We start from the raw sequence: 14,276 nt of genomic DNA on the forward strand, positions 1-14,276 counted from the left end.
GGCAATACAAAAGGTCCGGAACCCCGCCAGGGATTCCGGACCTTTTGCCCTGACCGACAGCGCGGCGGGACGCTACTTCACGGGGATCCCGGCGACGGGCACGTGCACCACGCCGCCGGCGGCCTTCTTGGAACCGCGCCGCTCCAGCCAGATCGCCAGGCGGGAGACCGAGAAGTTAATGGCGATGTAGATCGCCGCGGCCACGAAGAACACCGGAAACAGGTAGTCCGGGCCGAGGAAGTCGGCCATAATCTGCACTTTGCGCAGCAGTTCCTCGTAGGACACGATGTAGCCCAGCGAGGTGTCCTTCAGCAGCACCACCAACTGCGCGACGAGGGAGGGCAGCATGCGCCGGATGGCCTGGGGCAGTTCGATGCTGCGCCGGGAGGCGAAGCTGGTGAGGCCGATCGCGAGGCCCGCTTCACGCTGGCCCTTCGGCAGGGACTGGATGCCGGCGCGGATGATCTCTGCGAAGATCGCGGAGTTGTAGAGCACCAGGCCGGCGACGACGGCGACGAACGATCCGGTCGCGAACACCAGCAGCACGAAGAACATCATCAGGACGACGGGCATGCCGCGGAGGAATTCCAGCACGATCCGGGTGGGGATCCGGATCCAGGCGACGTCGGAAATCCGCATGAGGCAAAGCACCAGGCCCAGCGGAAAGGCGATGACCGCGGCGACCGCCGCCGCAGTGAGCGTGGCGCCGATACCGTTGCCGATCAGCACCCAGACATCGGGAATCTGGAAGACAGCCCAGCGTTCGGGTTCGAATATGCCCTGCTGGGCAAGGATGGTGATGGCCCACCAGAGCAGACCGGCAATCACCACGACACCGACAATGGAGCCGATCAGCGAAACACGGCGGGCCTTGGGGCCGGGGACATCGTAGAGGACCGAGCTCATCGGGCGATCGCCACCTTTCGTTCAACCAGGGTGGCCACATAGCCAAGCGGGACGGTTATCAGCAGGTAGAAGAAGGCGACGCCGACGAGGACCCACAGCACCGCGTCGCCATTGGCGTTCGCGAGCTGGCGGCCGTAACCGAAGAGTTCCAGTACGTAGAAGGCGCCGGCCACCGAGGAGTTCTTCACGAGGGCAATGAGGATGTTGATCATCGGCGGGATCACCGTGCGCAGGGCCTGCGGAAGAATGATGAGGGAGAGGACCTGGCTGAACTTCATGCCGATGCTGCGGGCGGCCTCGGCCTGGCCGACCGGGACGCTGTTGACGCCGGAGCGCACCGCCTCGGCGATGAAGGCCGAGGTGTAGGCGCTCAGGGCGATGATGGCGGCGACTTCAAATTGCTGGAACGTCACGCCGAGCCGGGGCAGGACCACGGCGGCGAAGAAGAACGCGATGGTCAGCGGGGTGTTCCGGACGATCTCCACGTACGTCATGCTGAACCCGCGCAGTGCGGCGATGGGCGAGACGCGGGCGGCCGCGAGCAGGGTGCCGAAAATCAGTGCGAAGATCCCCGAGACCACGGACAGGAAGAGGGTTCTGAGAAAACCGTCCACATATGCGGGGAGGTTTTCAATGATGACGTCCATAGGTTCCTTAGGCTGCCTTGACGGGAATGGAGCGGGAGACGGGAATGGCGGTTGCCGGGGCCGCGTCGGGCGCGTGCCCCGGCAACCGCCACACCTGGCTAGTAGCGGTCGATCGTGGGAAGTGCGGGAGTGGTCTTGATGACCGTGCCGGCAGTGGATTCCCAGGCCTTCGCGTAGGAACCGTCCTTGTCGGCGGCCTCCAGCTGGTCGTTGATCCACATGCGGAAGGGCGTGTCGCCCAGCTTCAGGCCGATGCCGTACGGCTCCTTCGTGAAGGTCTCATCCGATGCCAGCTTGAACGCATCCGGTTCCTTGGCCACGAAGCCGGCCAGGATGACGTTGTCAGTGGTGATCGCTTCGACCTGCTTGTTGCGCAGCGGCTCCAGGCAGGCGGAGTAGGTTGCCGCCGGGACGAGGACTGCTCCGTACTTCTCGACGATCGTGGCGGCCGGCGTCGAACCGGTCACGGAGCAGACGTTCTTGCCCCTGACGTCTTCGGGCTTGGTGATGGTTGTGTTGTCCTTGTTCACCATCAGCGCCTGGCCGGCCTCGTAGTACGGGCCGGCGAAGTCGACTTCAGTCTTGCGCTTGTCGTTGATCGTGTAGGTGGCGACGATGAGGTCGACCTTGCCCTGCTTGATGAACTGTTCGCGGTTGGCGGAGACCGTTTCAACCCACTCGATCTTGTCCGCGGGGATCCCCAGCTTGGCGGCAATCAGCTTGCCGATTTCGACGTCGAAGCCAATCGGCTTGCCGTCGAGGCCCTTCTGGCCGAAGAGCGGCTGGTCGAACTTGGTGCCGATGACGATCTTGCCCGCGGATGAAAGCTTGGCCATGGTGGAATCGGCAGCAAAGCTTGGCTTCTCGGCAACAGGAGGGTTGGTGCTAGTGGAGGACGAGCTGCCGCCACATGCGCTCAGGCTGAGGGCCAGTGCTGCCGAGGCGGCAACCAGAAGGGAATTCCTTCGGGTGAAAAATGCCTTCATGACATTCCTTTCATTGGACGGCCGCCACACGGGCGGCCAGGGTGCGAACTCGGAGGGAACTCAGTGGGTCAGGGGGAACCTAGTGGGTCAGCAGCTTGGAGAGGAAGTCTTTGGCGCGGCTGCTCTTGGGGTTGGTGAAGAACTCTTCGGGCGTGGCATCCTCGACGATCTGGCCGCCGTCCATGAACACCACGCGGTCCGCGGCCTTCCGGGCGAAGCCCATTTCGTGCGTGACCACGATCATGGTCATGCCTTCCTTGGCCAGCTGGATCATGACGTCGAGGACCTCGTTGATCATTTCCGGGTCGAGCGCGGAGGTGGGCTCATCGAAGAGCATGACCTTCGGCTTCATGGCCAGGGCGCGGGCGATCGCCACACGCTGCTGCTGTCCGCCGGACAGCTGGGCCGGCAGCTTGGGCGCCTGGTGCCCGACGCCGACGCGCTCCAGCAGCGCCATTGCGTCCTTGTCGGCTTCGGTCTTCGAGATGCCTTTGACCTTGATGGGCCCCAACGTGACGTTCTCGAGGATCGTCTTGTGGGCGAAGAGGTTGAACGACTGGAAGACCATGCCGACGTCGGCGCGCAGTTTGGCGAGTTCCTTGCCCTCTTCGGGCAGCACCTTGCCGTCGATCTTGATGACGCCGTCGTCGATCGTCTCAAGGCGGTTGATGGCCCGGCAAAGCGTGGACTTGCCGGAACCCGACGGTCCGATGACAACAACGACCTCGCCCTTGCGGACATTCAGGTTGATGTCCTTCAGGACGTGCAGCTGGCCGTAATGCTTATTGACGGCGTTCAGGGAGACGAGCGCGTCGCCGGGCACTTGAGTAGTCATAAGAAGAATCTAGCGAACATTGCCGGAATATGACCGCAATCACTCCCACTTCCTGGAGATCGTGATTCAAGAGATACCTGCAGGTCAGACTGTTTGAGGGTGCTGCCGGTATCCTGCGCGGCCGCCGGGGGAGCCGGCCCCGGCGGCCGCGCGCCGGGGCCGTGCCGGACCGGCGCGGACGGACATCCGCGCTAACCTGTGGGCATGAGTACGGATCCGCAGCAACAGGAAAGCCCGGCTGCCGCCGGGAAGACAGCCGGGAAGACAGCCGGTAAAACGGCCGGTAAGACGGGCGGTAAGACAGCCGGTGAGAAAACCGCAGAAGCCACGGGAAAGCCCGCCGCCAAGTCGTCTGGCGAGCCCCGCGACGCGCCGCCCGCGGCCGGGATCCGGCACAAGGGCCCGCTGGAGCTGCGGCGCAAGGCCGCCAAGGTCACGATGTCGGACCGGACCCTGCTGGACACGAAGGGTCCCGGCCAGTTTGTCCATACCGACCCGTGGCGCGTCCTGAGGATCCAGAGCGAATTCGTGGAAGGCTTCGGAGCGCTGGCCGACCTGGGCCCGGCGGTCAGCGTCTTCGGCTCGGCACGGACCCTGCCCGGCAGCCCGAACTACGAACTCGCCGTGGACGTGGGCCGCCAACTGGCCGAAGCCGGGCTGGCGGTGATCACCGGCGGTGGTCCCGGCTCGATGGAGGCAGCCAACAAGGGTGCGGTGCAGGGCAACGGCGTGTCGGTGGGCCTCGGCATCGAACTGCCCTTCGAGCAGGGGATGAACCAGTGGGTGGACCTGGGGATCAACTTCCGGTACTTCTTCGCCCGGAAGACCATGTTCGTGAAGTACGCCCAGGGGTTTATCGTGCTGCCGGGCGGCCTCGGGACCCTGGACGAACTCTTCGAGGCGATGGTCCTGGTCCAGACCCGGAAGGTGACCTCATTCCCGATCGTCCTGATCGGAACAGCCTTCTGGAGCCCGATGGTGGAATGGATCCAGACCACGCTGGTGGCCGAGGGCATGATGTCCGAGGAGGACCTGGACCTGCTGCAGGTGGTCGATGATCCGGCGCTCGCCGTGGAGCTGGTGGTGGAAGGCGCCGCACGGCACCGGAACCCCAACGGCGGCAACGTGAGCACCGGCAACGGACGTCCCGGCGGCACAAGCGGCTGACGGGCCACCAGCCGGACACGCCGTCGTCTGGCACGATGGGGGAGTGAGTTTCTTCCTGGTTTTCCTTGCGATTGCACTGGCCGGCGCCGCTTTCCTCCTCGGCACCGGCAGGGCGTCGACAGTCTTCGGGAGCCGCCGCGGAGCGGACGACGCCGGGCCGGCCCTGGATGACGGGTTCGACCAGCCGGTCGCCAACCTCCCGCCGGTGCTGCTGCCGGCCAAGCCGGAACCGTCCGACGTCGACCGTCTCCGGTTCGCTGTGGGCCTGCGGGGATACCGGATGGACCAGGTCGACCAGGTGCTGGACGAGTTGAGGGACCAGCTCGCAGCCAAGGACCGGAAGATCGCGGACCTCGGGGCCGAACTGGGGCGCCGCCGGGATGAAACGGAGCCCGCTCCGTGAGCAGTGAGCACCACCCCGCCCGGGCGCCGGAGACGGTGCAGCGGCAACAGCGAAGGGGCGCGGACGGCGGGCCCGGGACCCCCGGGCTGCCGGATCTGACCGGCGCGGCCTGGAAGCTTGCCGCGGCAGCCGGCACCAGGGCCGCCCGCTGGCCCTGGTGGGTCCAGGTGGGCGGGCTCTATCTCGCCGCACGGCTGATCAGTGCCGGCATCTTCATGGCCGCGGCCCTGCACCAGGGCGTCAACCCGTGGTTTCCCGCAAAGCCGGACTACTGGTCCTTCGTCAATATCTGGGACGCCCGCTGGTACGGCGAAGTCCTCCAGAACGGCTACCCGGAAGTCCTCCCCACCGACGGCGCCGGCACCGTCCAGGAGAATGCCTGGGCCTTTTATGCGCTCTTTCCGCTGTTGGGCCGCGCACTTTCGGGCCTGACCGGAATGCACCCGGCGTTCACCCTGACGCTGATCGCCATGGTGTGCGGCCTGGCTGCGGCACTGGTGATCTTCAGACTGTTCCGGCACCGGGCAGCACACAGCACGGCTCTGTGGGGAACGGTGTTCGTCTCCACCTTTCCGGTCTCGCCGGTGCTCCAGGTGCCGTACGCCGAGTCACTGAACCTGCTGCTGCTGGCGGCTGCCCTGCTGCTGGTGGTGGAACGCCGCTACCTGTGGGCCATGCCGGTCGTAGTGCTGATGTGCCTGTCCCGGCCGACCGGAGTGCCGTTCGCGGCGATGACCGGGCTGCTGTTCCTCTACCGGGCGGGGCAGTACTTCCTGGCCGCCCGCAGCACCGCACCCCGGGAGGGCGGCCGGGACGGCGCCGCGGCCGGCGTCGCCGGGCCGGCCGGGTCCGTTCCGCACCGCCGCAGCCAGCTCTGGTCGCTCGCGGGGCTGACAGTGGTCAGCGGAACCGGCGCGCTGCTGTGGCCGGCCTTCGCGTGGGCCGTCACGGGGGATATCCAGGCCTACACCAAGACCGAAACTGTCTGGCGCGGCCACGACCTGGTGCCGTTCAAACCCTGGTTCGACACCGGCGTGCTGCTCTTCGGGCCCGTCCTGGGCCTGCTGGCGCCCTTCGTCTTCGTGGCGCTGTTCGCCCTGTTCATGATGTGCCGCCCGGTCCGGGCCCTGGGCACCGAACTGCGGCTGTGGTGTGCCTGCTACATGGGCTACCTGCTGCTCTTCCTGCACCCCCAGACGAGCACGTTCCGGATGCTGCTCCCGCTCTTCCCGCTGGCCCTCAGCGCGGCTCTGATCTCCCGGTCCCGTGCGTACCGGGGAGCCGTGCTCGTCATGTTCGCGCTGCTGCAGATCGTCTGGATCGTCTGGCTCTGGGCCTGGGCGCCGCTGCCCGGCGGCGGGGACTATCCGCCGTGACGGGCCACACCTTTTGCGGCTCCCGACCCGGCGTGACGCGGCGCGTCGGAAAGTCCAACGATTAGCTACAGCCGCATTGTTACGCGATAATAGATGGTAAGCAAGGACAAGAAGCAAACTGAGTTTATGGCCCTGATGGCTACCATCACGGCCGCCGGGCAGCTTGATTGACTAAGCGGACGCAGCCCGGCCGGGCTGGTATGTCACTGGACTAATGAAGGGGATATTCCTTATGGCGGCTATGAAACCACGCACCGGCGACGGCCCGATGGAAGTGACCAAAGAAGGACGAAGCTTGATCATGCGTGTCCCGCTCGAAGGCGGCGGCAGGCTCGTGGTCGAACTCAATTCTGCCGAAGCGACCAACTTGAAGGAATGCCTCGTCGGCGTTACCGAATAGCTTTCTCAACTCTTTGACAGCGGGCGGGATCCGCAGCCGGATGGCTGCGGATCCCGCCCGCTTGTGGTTTCCGGCGGCTGGGCCCCGGAAGCCGCGGTTTACGGAAGCTTATTTCTTGACGGCTACCAGCAGGCCGTCGCCGGTGGGCAGCATGGCTGACGCGAGGCGGTCGTCGTCGCGGATGGACTTGCCCACCTGGCGCAGCACGACCGTGGTGGCCTCGCGCGAGGCCGGGTTGGCGACGCGGTCCTGGTCCAGCGCATCGTTGACGATCAGCAGGCCGCCGGACTTGAGCAGGCGGATGGCTTGTTCCACGTAGCCGGGGTAGTTCGGCTTGTCGGCGTCAATGAACACCAGGTCGTAGGCGCCGTCGGTCAGGCGCGGGAGGACGTCGCGGGCGCGGCCGGAAATGGTCCGGGTGCGGTTGGCCGGGCTGCCGGCCTCCTGGAACGCTTCCCGGGCGGCTTTCAGGTGCTCGACGTCGACGTCGATGGTGGTCAGGACGGCGTGCGGACCCAGGCCCCGCAGCAGGCAGACGCCGGAGACGCCCGCGCCGGTGCCGATTTCAACCGCCGTCTGTGCCTTGGACGCGGCGGCCAGGACGGTCAGGACGGCTCCGACGCCCGGGCCGACCGGGGTGACGCCCAGTTCGAAGGACTGTTCGCGCGCGTGCAACAGGACCTCATCCTCGGCAGGCAGATCTTCTGCGTAGGACCAGCTCGTGGACTTATCGGCGCTCATGGATTTCGCTTTCTGGGCGGCAGGGGGGTTGTCCACTCCAGCCTACTGTGTCCGGTGGTACCGGGCCGGGAGGCGCCGCCGGGGCAGCGGCGCCGGCTGCCGGTTCCGCCGTGGGCGGAAGGACCGCCGGCGTCAGGAAATTCCCAGCTTATTTTGAAATGATGGTAATCCGCTCATCCGCGTGGTGACCGGCGCCGAATCAACGATGCAGGAGCTTGCAGCCGCAAGCACCGTCCACGGCGTAAGCACCATCCATGAGGGGAGCGGACTATGTCGGTTTCGGCAGCTGTCCCTGCAACTGAAGAGTCCCGGCCAGCGGCGGACGCCGAATGGGTCCGTCCCACCTGGGAGGAAGTGGTGTCCAACCACTCCGCGAAGGTGTACCGCCTCGCGTACCGGCTCACCGGCAACAAGTACGACGCCGAGGACCTCACCCAGGAGGTGTTCGTCCGCGTTTTCCGTTCGCTGGAGAACTTCAAGCCGGGCACCCTGGACGGTTGGCTGCACCGGATCACCACCAACCTCTTCCTGGACCAGGCCCGGCGCAAGAACCGGATCCGCTTCGACGCGCTGGCCGACGACGCCGAATCCCGCCTGCCCGGCCGCGAGCCGGGACCGGAACAGAGCTTCGAGTTCAACAACCTCGACGTCGATGTGCAGGCCGCCCTCGAAGAACTTCCCCCGGATTTCCGCGCCGCCGTCGTCCTCTGCGACCTCGAGGGGCTGTCCTACGACGAGGTGGCCGTCGCGTTGGGCATCAAACTCGGAACGGTCCGCTCGCGGATCCACCGCGGCCGCACGATGCTCCGGGAGAAGCTGGCACACCGCGACCCGCGGCCGCAGTCCGCCAAGACCTCGCTGAAGCCGCGGCTAAAGATGCCGCGCATGGCCGGTCTGCTCTGAACCAAACGATGCGTCTGCTGCAACGACTGCTCCGCGGCCCCCATAAACGAAGTGGCCAGCACCTGGAATCGTGCGCGGAGTGCCGGCTGCAGCAGCGCCGCGAGCGCCAGTACCTGGAGCGGCTGCGCGGTGCCGAGGTGCCGATGGCCAGCGACGACCTGACCGCGCGGCTGCTGGCACGCACCGAGGAACTGGCCAGCCAGGACCTCCCGGCAGTTCCCCGGCCGGCGTCGGACCGCGGCTTCCGCCCGCCACTGAAGGTGGCCATGCTGGTGGCCGGCGGGGCGGCAGCCGCGACCGTCCTGCTCGGCGGATCGGCCTACCTGGTGGGCGGCGACCCCGCCCCGACGGGCGGGGCGGCCGCCTCGGCCCTGCTGCAGCGGGACCTTGCCGTCTCCGGGGCTGCTGCCGCCGGGGCCGAACCGGCGGCGGGCGCGCCCTCCGGCTGGGGCCTCACGGGGGAACCGGATTTCACCCCGGCCGGGGCGCTCACGGGAGCCCAGCTCGCCACCCTGCGGTCCGCGGGCTGGACCTGCCCCGAGCTCCGCGACCTCGGCTACCGCCTGGTCTGGGCCAGGGCCGGGGAGCTGGCCGGTGGGGACATCCTGGAGCTGCGTCTTACCAATGGCCGGAACTTCGCCACGGTGCTGGAACAACACGGCGGCGTGTCCGGGCAGTCCGGCACGCCGGGCGCCGGGCCGCAGGCTGCCCCGCCGGTGCCGGTCAACGCACTTACGGGCCGCCCCGCGACGGCGGACGGCTTCACGTCCGCGACGCTGCCGGAGCACGAGCCCGCGACGAACGCCGCGGCAGGGACCGGCAGCGGGATCCTGTGGCTCAACCATTCTTCACCCTTCGCCGCCATCTACCAGGCGGGCGATGCCACCTTCACGTTCGTCTCGGATCAGCCCGCGGAACATGCCGCCGACGGCGGGGCAGCGCTGGTCCGGTCCCGCAGCGAGGCCGTGCGGACCGCCGCTCACGGCGCGTCCGTCGAGCCCGGCACATCCGCTACCGGGTCTGCCGCCGGTCACGGGGCAGGGGCCGAGCCCGGCCACGACATCGGCGTGCGGCTGGAACGCGGGCTGGGCAGGATTGTGGAGTTGCTGGCACCATGACCGGCGGAACCGTCGGGCGCGCACCGTGTGTCGCAGCCGAATCGTCCCGGCCGGGATTGAGAGGGTAATCTTCCTACAGTGCTTGGAATCAATGGACCGGAGTTCTTACTTCTGCTGATCATCGGCCTTCTGGTGATTGGTCCCAGCAGGCTGCCCGAATACACCCAGAAACTGTCCAACATCGTCAAGGAAGTACGCCGGATGGCGTCCGGGGCCCGGGAGCAGATCAAGGAAGAAGTCGGCATCGACATTGACGACGTCGACTGGAAGAAGTACGACCCCCGGCAGTACGATCCGCGCAGGATCATCAAAGAAGCGCTGCTGGATGACGATACCAAACCGGTCAGCGCCGGCACCCCGGCCGCGGTCGCCACCGTGGCCGCAGCTTCCGCGGCGGAACGCCGCCCGGAGCGGACGGTGGAGCGCCTCGCGGACGGCGAGGCGGCACCCTTCGACTCAGAAGCTACTTAGCTTAGGCTGCAGGCCCAGCGGCTTACCGCTCAGCCCGCGCGGGACAGCGGCGAGCCTCCCGGCGATGTCCAGCAGGGCCAGCGCCGCCGGGGTCTCGGGACGGCCGAGCACGAGGGGAACACCGGCGTCGCCGCCTTCCCGCAACAGGATGTCCAGCGGGATCTGTCCCAGCAGCGGAACGTCGGTGCCCACCGTGGCGGACAGGCGTTCGGCGAGCACCGCGCCGCCGCCGCTTCCGAACAGCTCCATCCGGCCGCCGTCGGGCATTTCCAGGTACGACATGTTTTCCACGACGCCCACGACACTCTGGCCGGTCTGCGTCGCGATGGCGCCGGCCCGCTCGGCCACGTCGGCGGCCGCGGCCTGGGGCGTGGTCACCACGAGGATCCGGGCCTGCGGCAGCAGCTGGGCCACGGAGATGGCGATGTCGCCGGTACCGGGCGGAAGGTCCAGGAAGAGGGCGTCGAGATCGCCGAAGTAGACGTCGGTGAGGAACTGCTCCAGGGCCCGGTGCAGCATCGGCCCGCGCCAGGCGACCGGCTGGTTACCGGTGACGAACATGCCGATCGAGATGACTTTCACCCCGTACGCCACCGGCGGCAGGATCATGTCATCCACCCGGGTGGGGGCCTGCGTGATGCCCATCAGCGCCGGCACGGAGAAGCCGTAGACGTCCGCGTCCACGATCCCCACCCGCAGCCCCTGGGCGGCCAGGGCACAGGCGAGGTTCACCGTGACGGAGGACTTGCCCACGCCGCCCTTGCCGCTCGCGACGGCGTAGACCTTGGTCAGCGAGCCGGGGTCGTTGAACGGGATCCCGCGCTGCCCGCCGGCGCCGCGGAGCTGCTCCTTGAGGGCGTCGCGCTGCGCCTGCGTCATGACTTTCAGATCGACCTCGACGCCGGTGACCCCGGGCACGGCGGACAGCGCCGCCTCGCAGTCGGCCGTGATGGTGCCGCGCAGGGGGCAGCCGGCGATGGTCAGGAGCACCACGATCCGCACCTGGCCGTCGTCGGACACCTCCACGGTGTCCACCATGCCCAGCTCAGTGATGGGACGGCGGAGCTCGGGATCGATCACGGTGGCGAGTGCGGCGTGCACCGCCCGTTCCACGGCGGAGGCCGGGGAGGTGCCCTGGGTGGTGCTGTCCTGGCTGGGGTTCATGCGGTGGCTGCTCAGTTCTCGGGGGAAGCGGTGGGTACCGTGGCGCCGGCGCTGTCCGCACTGGTGCCCGGAAGTGTGTCCGCGCCGGCACTGTCCGCGCCGGTGCCCGGAAAGGTGTCCGGTGCGGTATCGGCGCTGCTGTCCGGCGCGGTGTCGGCCTTCCTGCCCGGTTTGGGATTGCTCTTGCTGCTGGTCTTGACCCGGGGGATCTGCTGGGTCCGGGGGCTGCGCTTGTCGCGGCGTTCCTTCAGCTTTTCCTTGACCTTGTCCCGCGGCGACCCGTGGGCTCCGACGGAGGGATCATGCGTGCGCAGTTCTTCCTGCGCCTCCAGCATCTCCTCGAGCAGGCTGCGAAGTTCGGCACGGACGTAGTCGCGGGTGGCGACTTCCCGCAGCGCGATCCGCAGCGAGGCGAGTTCCCGGGTCAGGTATTCGGTGTCCGAGAGGTTCCGTTCCGCGCGCTGGCGGTCCTGCTGGAGGGAGACGCGGTCACGGTCGTCCTGCCGGTTCTGCGCCAGGAGCAGGAGCGGCGCGGCGTAGGAGGCCTGCAGCGAGAGCATCAGGGTCAGCAGCGTGAAACCCAGGGCCCGCGAGTCGAACTGCCACTCGTCCGGCAAAAAGGTGTTCCAGGCCAGCCAGACGACGACGAACACCGACATGTAGACCAGGAACTGCGGCGTGCCCATGAATCGGGCGAAGCCTTCCGTGGTCTGGCCGAAGGCGTCCGGGTTGGGCCGGAACTTCGGCAGGATCCGCTGGCGGCCGCTCAGGGGTGTATCGAGGCCGCCTTTGTCCGATTTGCTGCCCGCCCGGACGTGGGGGTTCCGTGGTGCGCTGTTATCAGCCAATGCGGCCTCCAAGCTTCCTTATCGGGACATCGTCCTCGTGGGCGCGCCAGTCATCGGGCAGCAGATGATCCAGCACATCGTCAACAGTCACCGCCCCCACAAGCCGACCGTCGCTGTTGACGACGGGGAGCGAGTTGAGGTTGTAGGTGGCCAGCGTGCGGGCCACCTCGCTGATGTGGGCCTGGTCCGACACCGGTTCCAGCGTCTTGTCCACCAGGTTGCCCAGCGGTTCGGGCGGCGGGTAGCGCAGCAGCTGCTGGATGTGGACGACGCCGAGGAAACGGCCGGTGGGCGTCTCCAGCGGGGGCCGGGCGATGAAGATCGACGAGGCCAGGGCGGGGGAGAGTTCCTCGCGGCGCACATGGGCCAGGGCTTCGGCGACGGTGGCTTCCGGGGGCAGGATGACCGGGACCGGGGTCATCAGGCCGCCGGCGGTGTCCTCGTCGTATTCGAGCAGCCGGCGGACGTCTTCGGCGCCCTCGGGTTCCATCAGCTGGAGCAGCTCCTCCGCCTGCGCGCTGGGGAGCTCGGCGAGGAGGTCGGCGGCGTCGTCCGGGTCCATTTCCTCGAGCACGTCCGCGGCCCGGTTCACGTCGAGCGCGGAGAGGATCTCCACCTGGTCGCCTTCGCGCATCTCCTGCAGGACGTCGGCGAGGCGCTCGTCCTGGAGTTCGCTGGCGACCTCGAAGCGGCGCTTGTCGCTCATTTCCTGCAGGGCCTCGGCGAAGTCGGCTGGCTTGAGGTCCTCGTGGGTCGCAACGAACTGGGTGGCGGCCTGGGGCTCGGTGCGGGCGCCCTGCTGCGCGTCGGCCCAGTTGATGATCAGGGTCTCGTTGCGGCGCAGCCTGCTCAGCGGGGACAGGGAGTGGCCGCGGCGGACAAAGAGCTTGCTGACAAACCAGTCGCCCGAGCGGTGTTTGTCCATCGCGATGTCCTCGATGGTTGCGTCCCCGCTGCCGTCGGCGAGTGTGACCCGGCGGTCGAACATTTCGGCCACGACGAGGGTTTCGGCGCCGCGCTGTTCGAAGCGCCGCAGGTTCACCAGCCCGGTGCAGATGATCTGGGTCTGGTCGATCGAGGTGATCCGGGTCATCGGCACGAAGACCCGCTTTTTCCCGGGAACCTCGACGACGATGCCCACCACATGCGGTGCGCCGCGGGTGCCGCGGGACAGCACGACAACGTCGCGCAGCCGGCCCAGACGGTCGCCCAGGGGGTCGAAGACGTCGAGGCCGAGGAGGCGCGCAACAAACACCCGCGATAGATTTGTGCTCACCTGTACAGGCTACCGAGTCCGCTCTCTTTTAGCTGAATTTACAGCCGCTGCCCAGCCGGATAGGTAAGAATGGTCGTATGTCAAACATTTTTGGTGCTCCCAGGGCTGGCGCCCCCAACGGCCCGGACGAGGCCCGCAGTGTCCCCAAGGGCGACACCGTTGGTTCCTACACCTCCTACCTGGATGCCCAGAAGGCGGTGGACTACCTCGCGGACCAGCAATTCCCCGTGCAGATGGTCTCGATCGTCGGTAACGACCTGAAGATGGTGGAACGGGTGACCGGCCGGCTGACCTACCCCCGGGTTGCGCTTTCGGGCGCGCTGAGCGGCATGTGGTTCGGCTTGTTCGTTGGGATCATGCTCTCCTTCTTCTCCACGACGGACGGTGCCTTCTCGATCGTCACGTCGGTGCTCATGGGTGCGGCGTTCTTTATGCTGTTCGGCATCGTCACCTACGCCATGCAGCGGGGGAAACGCGATTTCACCTCCACGAGCCAGGTCGTGGCGACCAACTACGACGTCGTGGTCTCCTTCGAAGCGGCGAACGAGGCGCGGCGGCTGCTGCACCAGCTTCCGATGACCCGGCAGGACGCCTCGGCGTCCGCCGGATCGGCCGGTTACTCCCAGCGCGACTACCAGCATCAGCCGTACCAGCCCGGTCCCGGCCAGGGCGCCCAGCAGCCGGGCCAGGGTCCGCAGCGCCCCGCGGGCTGGAACGACCCTTATGGGCAGCGGGCTCCCGAAGCCGGACAGCAGCAGCCCGGACAGCAGCCGGCAGCAGGTCAGCACGCCGAGCCGGCCCACCAGGCAGAGCCTTCCCGCCAGGGGGCCGCTGATACCGAGCCGGCCGCGGAAGAGTCCGCGAAGCCGGCCGGGTTCGCCTACCCGGACCTGCCGGACGGCCGGCCGCAGTACGGGGTCCGCGTCACCGACGTGCCCAGGCAGGATCCCGGCCAGGGCAACTCCCAGCACTGACCGCAACGCAGAAGGCCTCCGCCTGGAAATGATCCGGGCGGAGGCCTTCTGCGTGTCCGGG

16 protein-coding genes are annotated in these 14,276 nt (G+C 67.6%); 8 read left to right on the forward strand and 8 right to left on the reverse strand.

Annotation, left to right across the window (positions count from 1 at the left end; translation table 11 throughout):
* Positions 1–72: 72 nt before the first annotated feature.
* From J2X01_RS08020 to J2X01_RS08035, 4 genes are all read right to left on the reverse strand, one after another.
* Positions 73–906: an amino acid ABC transporter permease gene (locus tag J2X01_RS08020; RefSeq protein ID WP_310055353.1), complete on the reverse strand. Its 834-nt coding sequence runs from the start codon at positions 904–906 to the stop codon at positions 73–75.
* Positions 903–1,553: an amino acid ABC transporter permease gene (locus J2X01_RS08025; RefSeq protein ID WP_310055356.1), complete on the reverse strand. Its 651-nt coding sequence runs from the start codon at positions 1,551–1,553 to the stop codon at positions 903–905. The genes J2X01_RS08020 and J2X01_RS08025 overlap by 4 nt, the downstream gene beginning before the upstream one ends.
* Before the next feature lie 98 nt (positions 1,554–1,651).
* On the reverse strand, positions 1,652–2,539 hold the full coding sequence (locus J2X01_RS08030; RefSeq protein WP_310055358.1) for a glutamate ABC transporter substrate-binding protein: 888 nt from the start codon (positions 2,537–2,539) through the stop codon (positions 1,652–1,654).
* 79 nt (positions 2,540–2,618) lie between these two features.
* Positions 2,619–3,374 carry an amino acid ABC transporter ATP-binding protein gene (locus J2X01_RS08035; protein ID WP_310055361.1) on the reverse strand — a complete coding sequence of 252 codons (756 nt, stop codon included), beginning with the start codon at positions 3,372–3,374 and terminating at the stop codon, positions 2,619–2,621.
* A 198-nt stretch (positions 3,375–3,572) separates the two neighbouring features.
* Between J2X01_RS08035 and J2X01_RS08040 the strand changes: the two genes are divergently transcribed.
* From J2X01_RS08040 to J2X01_RS08055, 4 genes are all read left to right on the forward strand, one after another.
* Positions 3,573–4,541 (forward strand): LOG family protein, encoded by a 969-nt coding sequence (locus tag J2X01_RS08040; RefSeq protein WP_374724951.1) that lies wholly within the window; start codon positions 3,573–3,575, stop codon positions 4,539–4,541.
* A 43-nt stretch (positions 4,542–4,584) separates the two neighbouring features.
* Positions 4,585–4,944, forward strand: coding sequence for a DivIVA domain-containing protein (locus J2X01_RS08045; protein ID WP_310055367.1), 360 nt, complete (start codon positions 4,585–4,587; stop codon positions 4,942–4,944).
* 95 nt (positions 4,945–5,039) lie between these two features.
* On the forward strand, positions 5,040–6,320 hold the full coding sequence (locus J2X01_RS08050; RefSeq protein WP_310055604.1) for a putative hexosyltransferase: 1,281 nt from the start codon (positions 5,040–5,042) through the stop codon (positions 6,318–6,320).
* A gap of 232 nt (positions 6,321–6,552) precedes the next feature.
* Positions 6,553–6,720, forward strand: a complete 168-nt coding sequence (locus J2X01_RS08055; RefSeq protein ID WP_069949162.1) for a DUF3117 domain-containing protein — start codon at positions 6,553–6,555, stop codon at positions 6,718–6,720.
* A gap of 108 nt (positions 6,721–6,828) precedes the next feature.
* Here the strand turns inward: J2X01_RS08055 and J2X01_RS08060 are convergent, their stop codons facing one another.
* Entirely contained in the window at positions 6,829–7,461 is a 633-nt protein-coding gene (locus tag J2X01_RS08060) for an O-methyltransferase (RefSeq protein ID WP_310055368.1), read from the reverse strand.
* A 270-nt stretch (positions 7,462–7,731) separates the two neighbouring features.
* Here J2X01_RS08060 and sigE point away from each other — a divergent pair, with 270 nt between their 5' ends.
* The 3 genes from sigE to J2X01_RS08075 all read left to right on the forward strand — a co-directional run bounded on the left by sigE (position 7,732) and on the right by J2X01_RS08075 (position 9,953).
* The gene (sigE, locus tag J2X01_RS08065; RefSeq protein ID WP_310055370.1) at positions 7,732–8,364 is read left to right on the forward strand and encodes an RNA polymerase sigma factor SigE; all 633 of its coding nucleotides are present in this window, start codon (positions 7,732–7,734) and stop codon (positions 8,362–8,364) included.
* An 8-nt stretch (positions 8,365–8,372) separates the two neighbouring features.
* On the forward strand, positions 8,373–9,482 hold the full coding sequence (locus tag J2X01_RS08070; RefSeq protein WP_310055372.1) for a hypothetical protein: 1,110 nt from the start codon (positions 8,373–8,375) through the stop codon (positions 9,480–9,482).
* 78 nt (positions 9,483–9,560) lie between these two features.
* Complete coding sequence (locus tag J2X01_RS08075) at positions 9,561–9,953, forward strand: twin-arginine translocase TatA/TatE family subunit (RefSeq protein ID WP_310055375.1); 393 nt, start codon at positions 9,561–9,563, stop codon at positions 9,951–9,953.
* Here the strand turns inward: J2X01_RS08075 and J2X01_RS08080 are convergent.
* From J2X01_RS08080 to J2X01_RS08090, 3 genes are read right to left on the reverse strand one after another with little or no spacing between them, the layout of a single operon-like run.
* Complete coding sequence (locus J2X01_RS08080; protein ID WP_310055378.1) at positions 9,939–11,117, reverse strand: Mrp/NBP35 family ATP-binding protein; 1,179 nt, start codon at positions 11,115–11,117, stop codon at positions 9,939–9,941. The genes J2X01_RS08075 and J2X01_RS08080 overlap by 15 nt on opposite strands.
* A gap of 11 nt (positions 11,118–11,128) precedes the next feature.
* Positions 11,129–11,977, reverse strand: a complete 849-nt coding sequence (locus J2X01_RS08085; RefSeq protein WP_310055381.1) for a DUF1003 domain-containing protein — start codon at positions 11,975–11,977, stop codon at positions 11,129–11,131.
* Positions 11,958–13,241: a magnesium transporter MgtE N-terminal domain-containing protein gene (locus tag J2X01_RS08090; protein WP_310055384.1), complete on the reverse strand. Its 1,284-nt coding sequence runs from the start codon at positions 13,239–13,241 to the stop codon at positions 11,958–11,960. Before J2X01_RS08090 ends, J2X01_RS08085 begins: the two co-directional genes overlap by 20 nt.
* Before the next feature lie 77 nt (positions 13,242–13,318).
* Here J2X01_RS08090 and J2X01_RS08095 point away from each other — a divergent pair, with 77 nt between their 5' ends.
* Positions 13,319–14,215: a YflT domain-containing protein gene (locus J2X01_RS08095; protein ID WP_310055387.1), complete on the forward strand. Its 897-nt coding sequence runs from the start codon at positions 13,319–13,321 to the stop codon at positions 14,213–14,215.
* Positions 14,216–14,276 lie beyond the last annotated feature (61 nt).

It is taken from the genome of Arthrobacter ginsengisoli (assembly GCF_031456935.1).
Classification (GTDB): domain Bacteria; phylum Actinomycetota; class Actinomycetes; order Actinomycetales; family Micrococcaceae; genus Arthrobacter; species Arthrobacter ginsengisoli.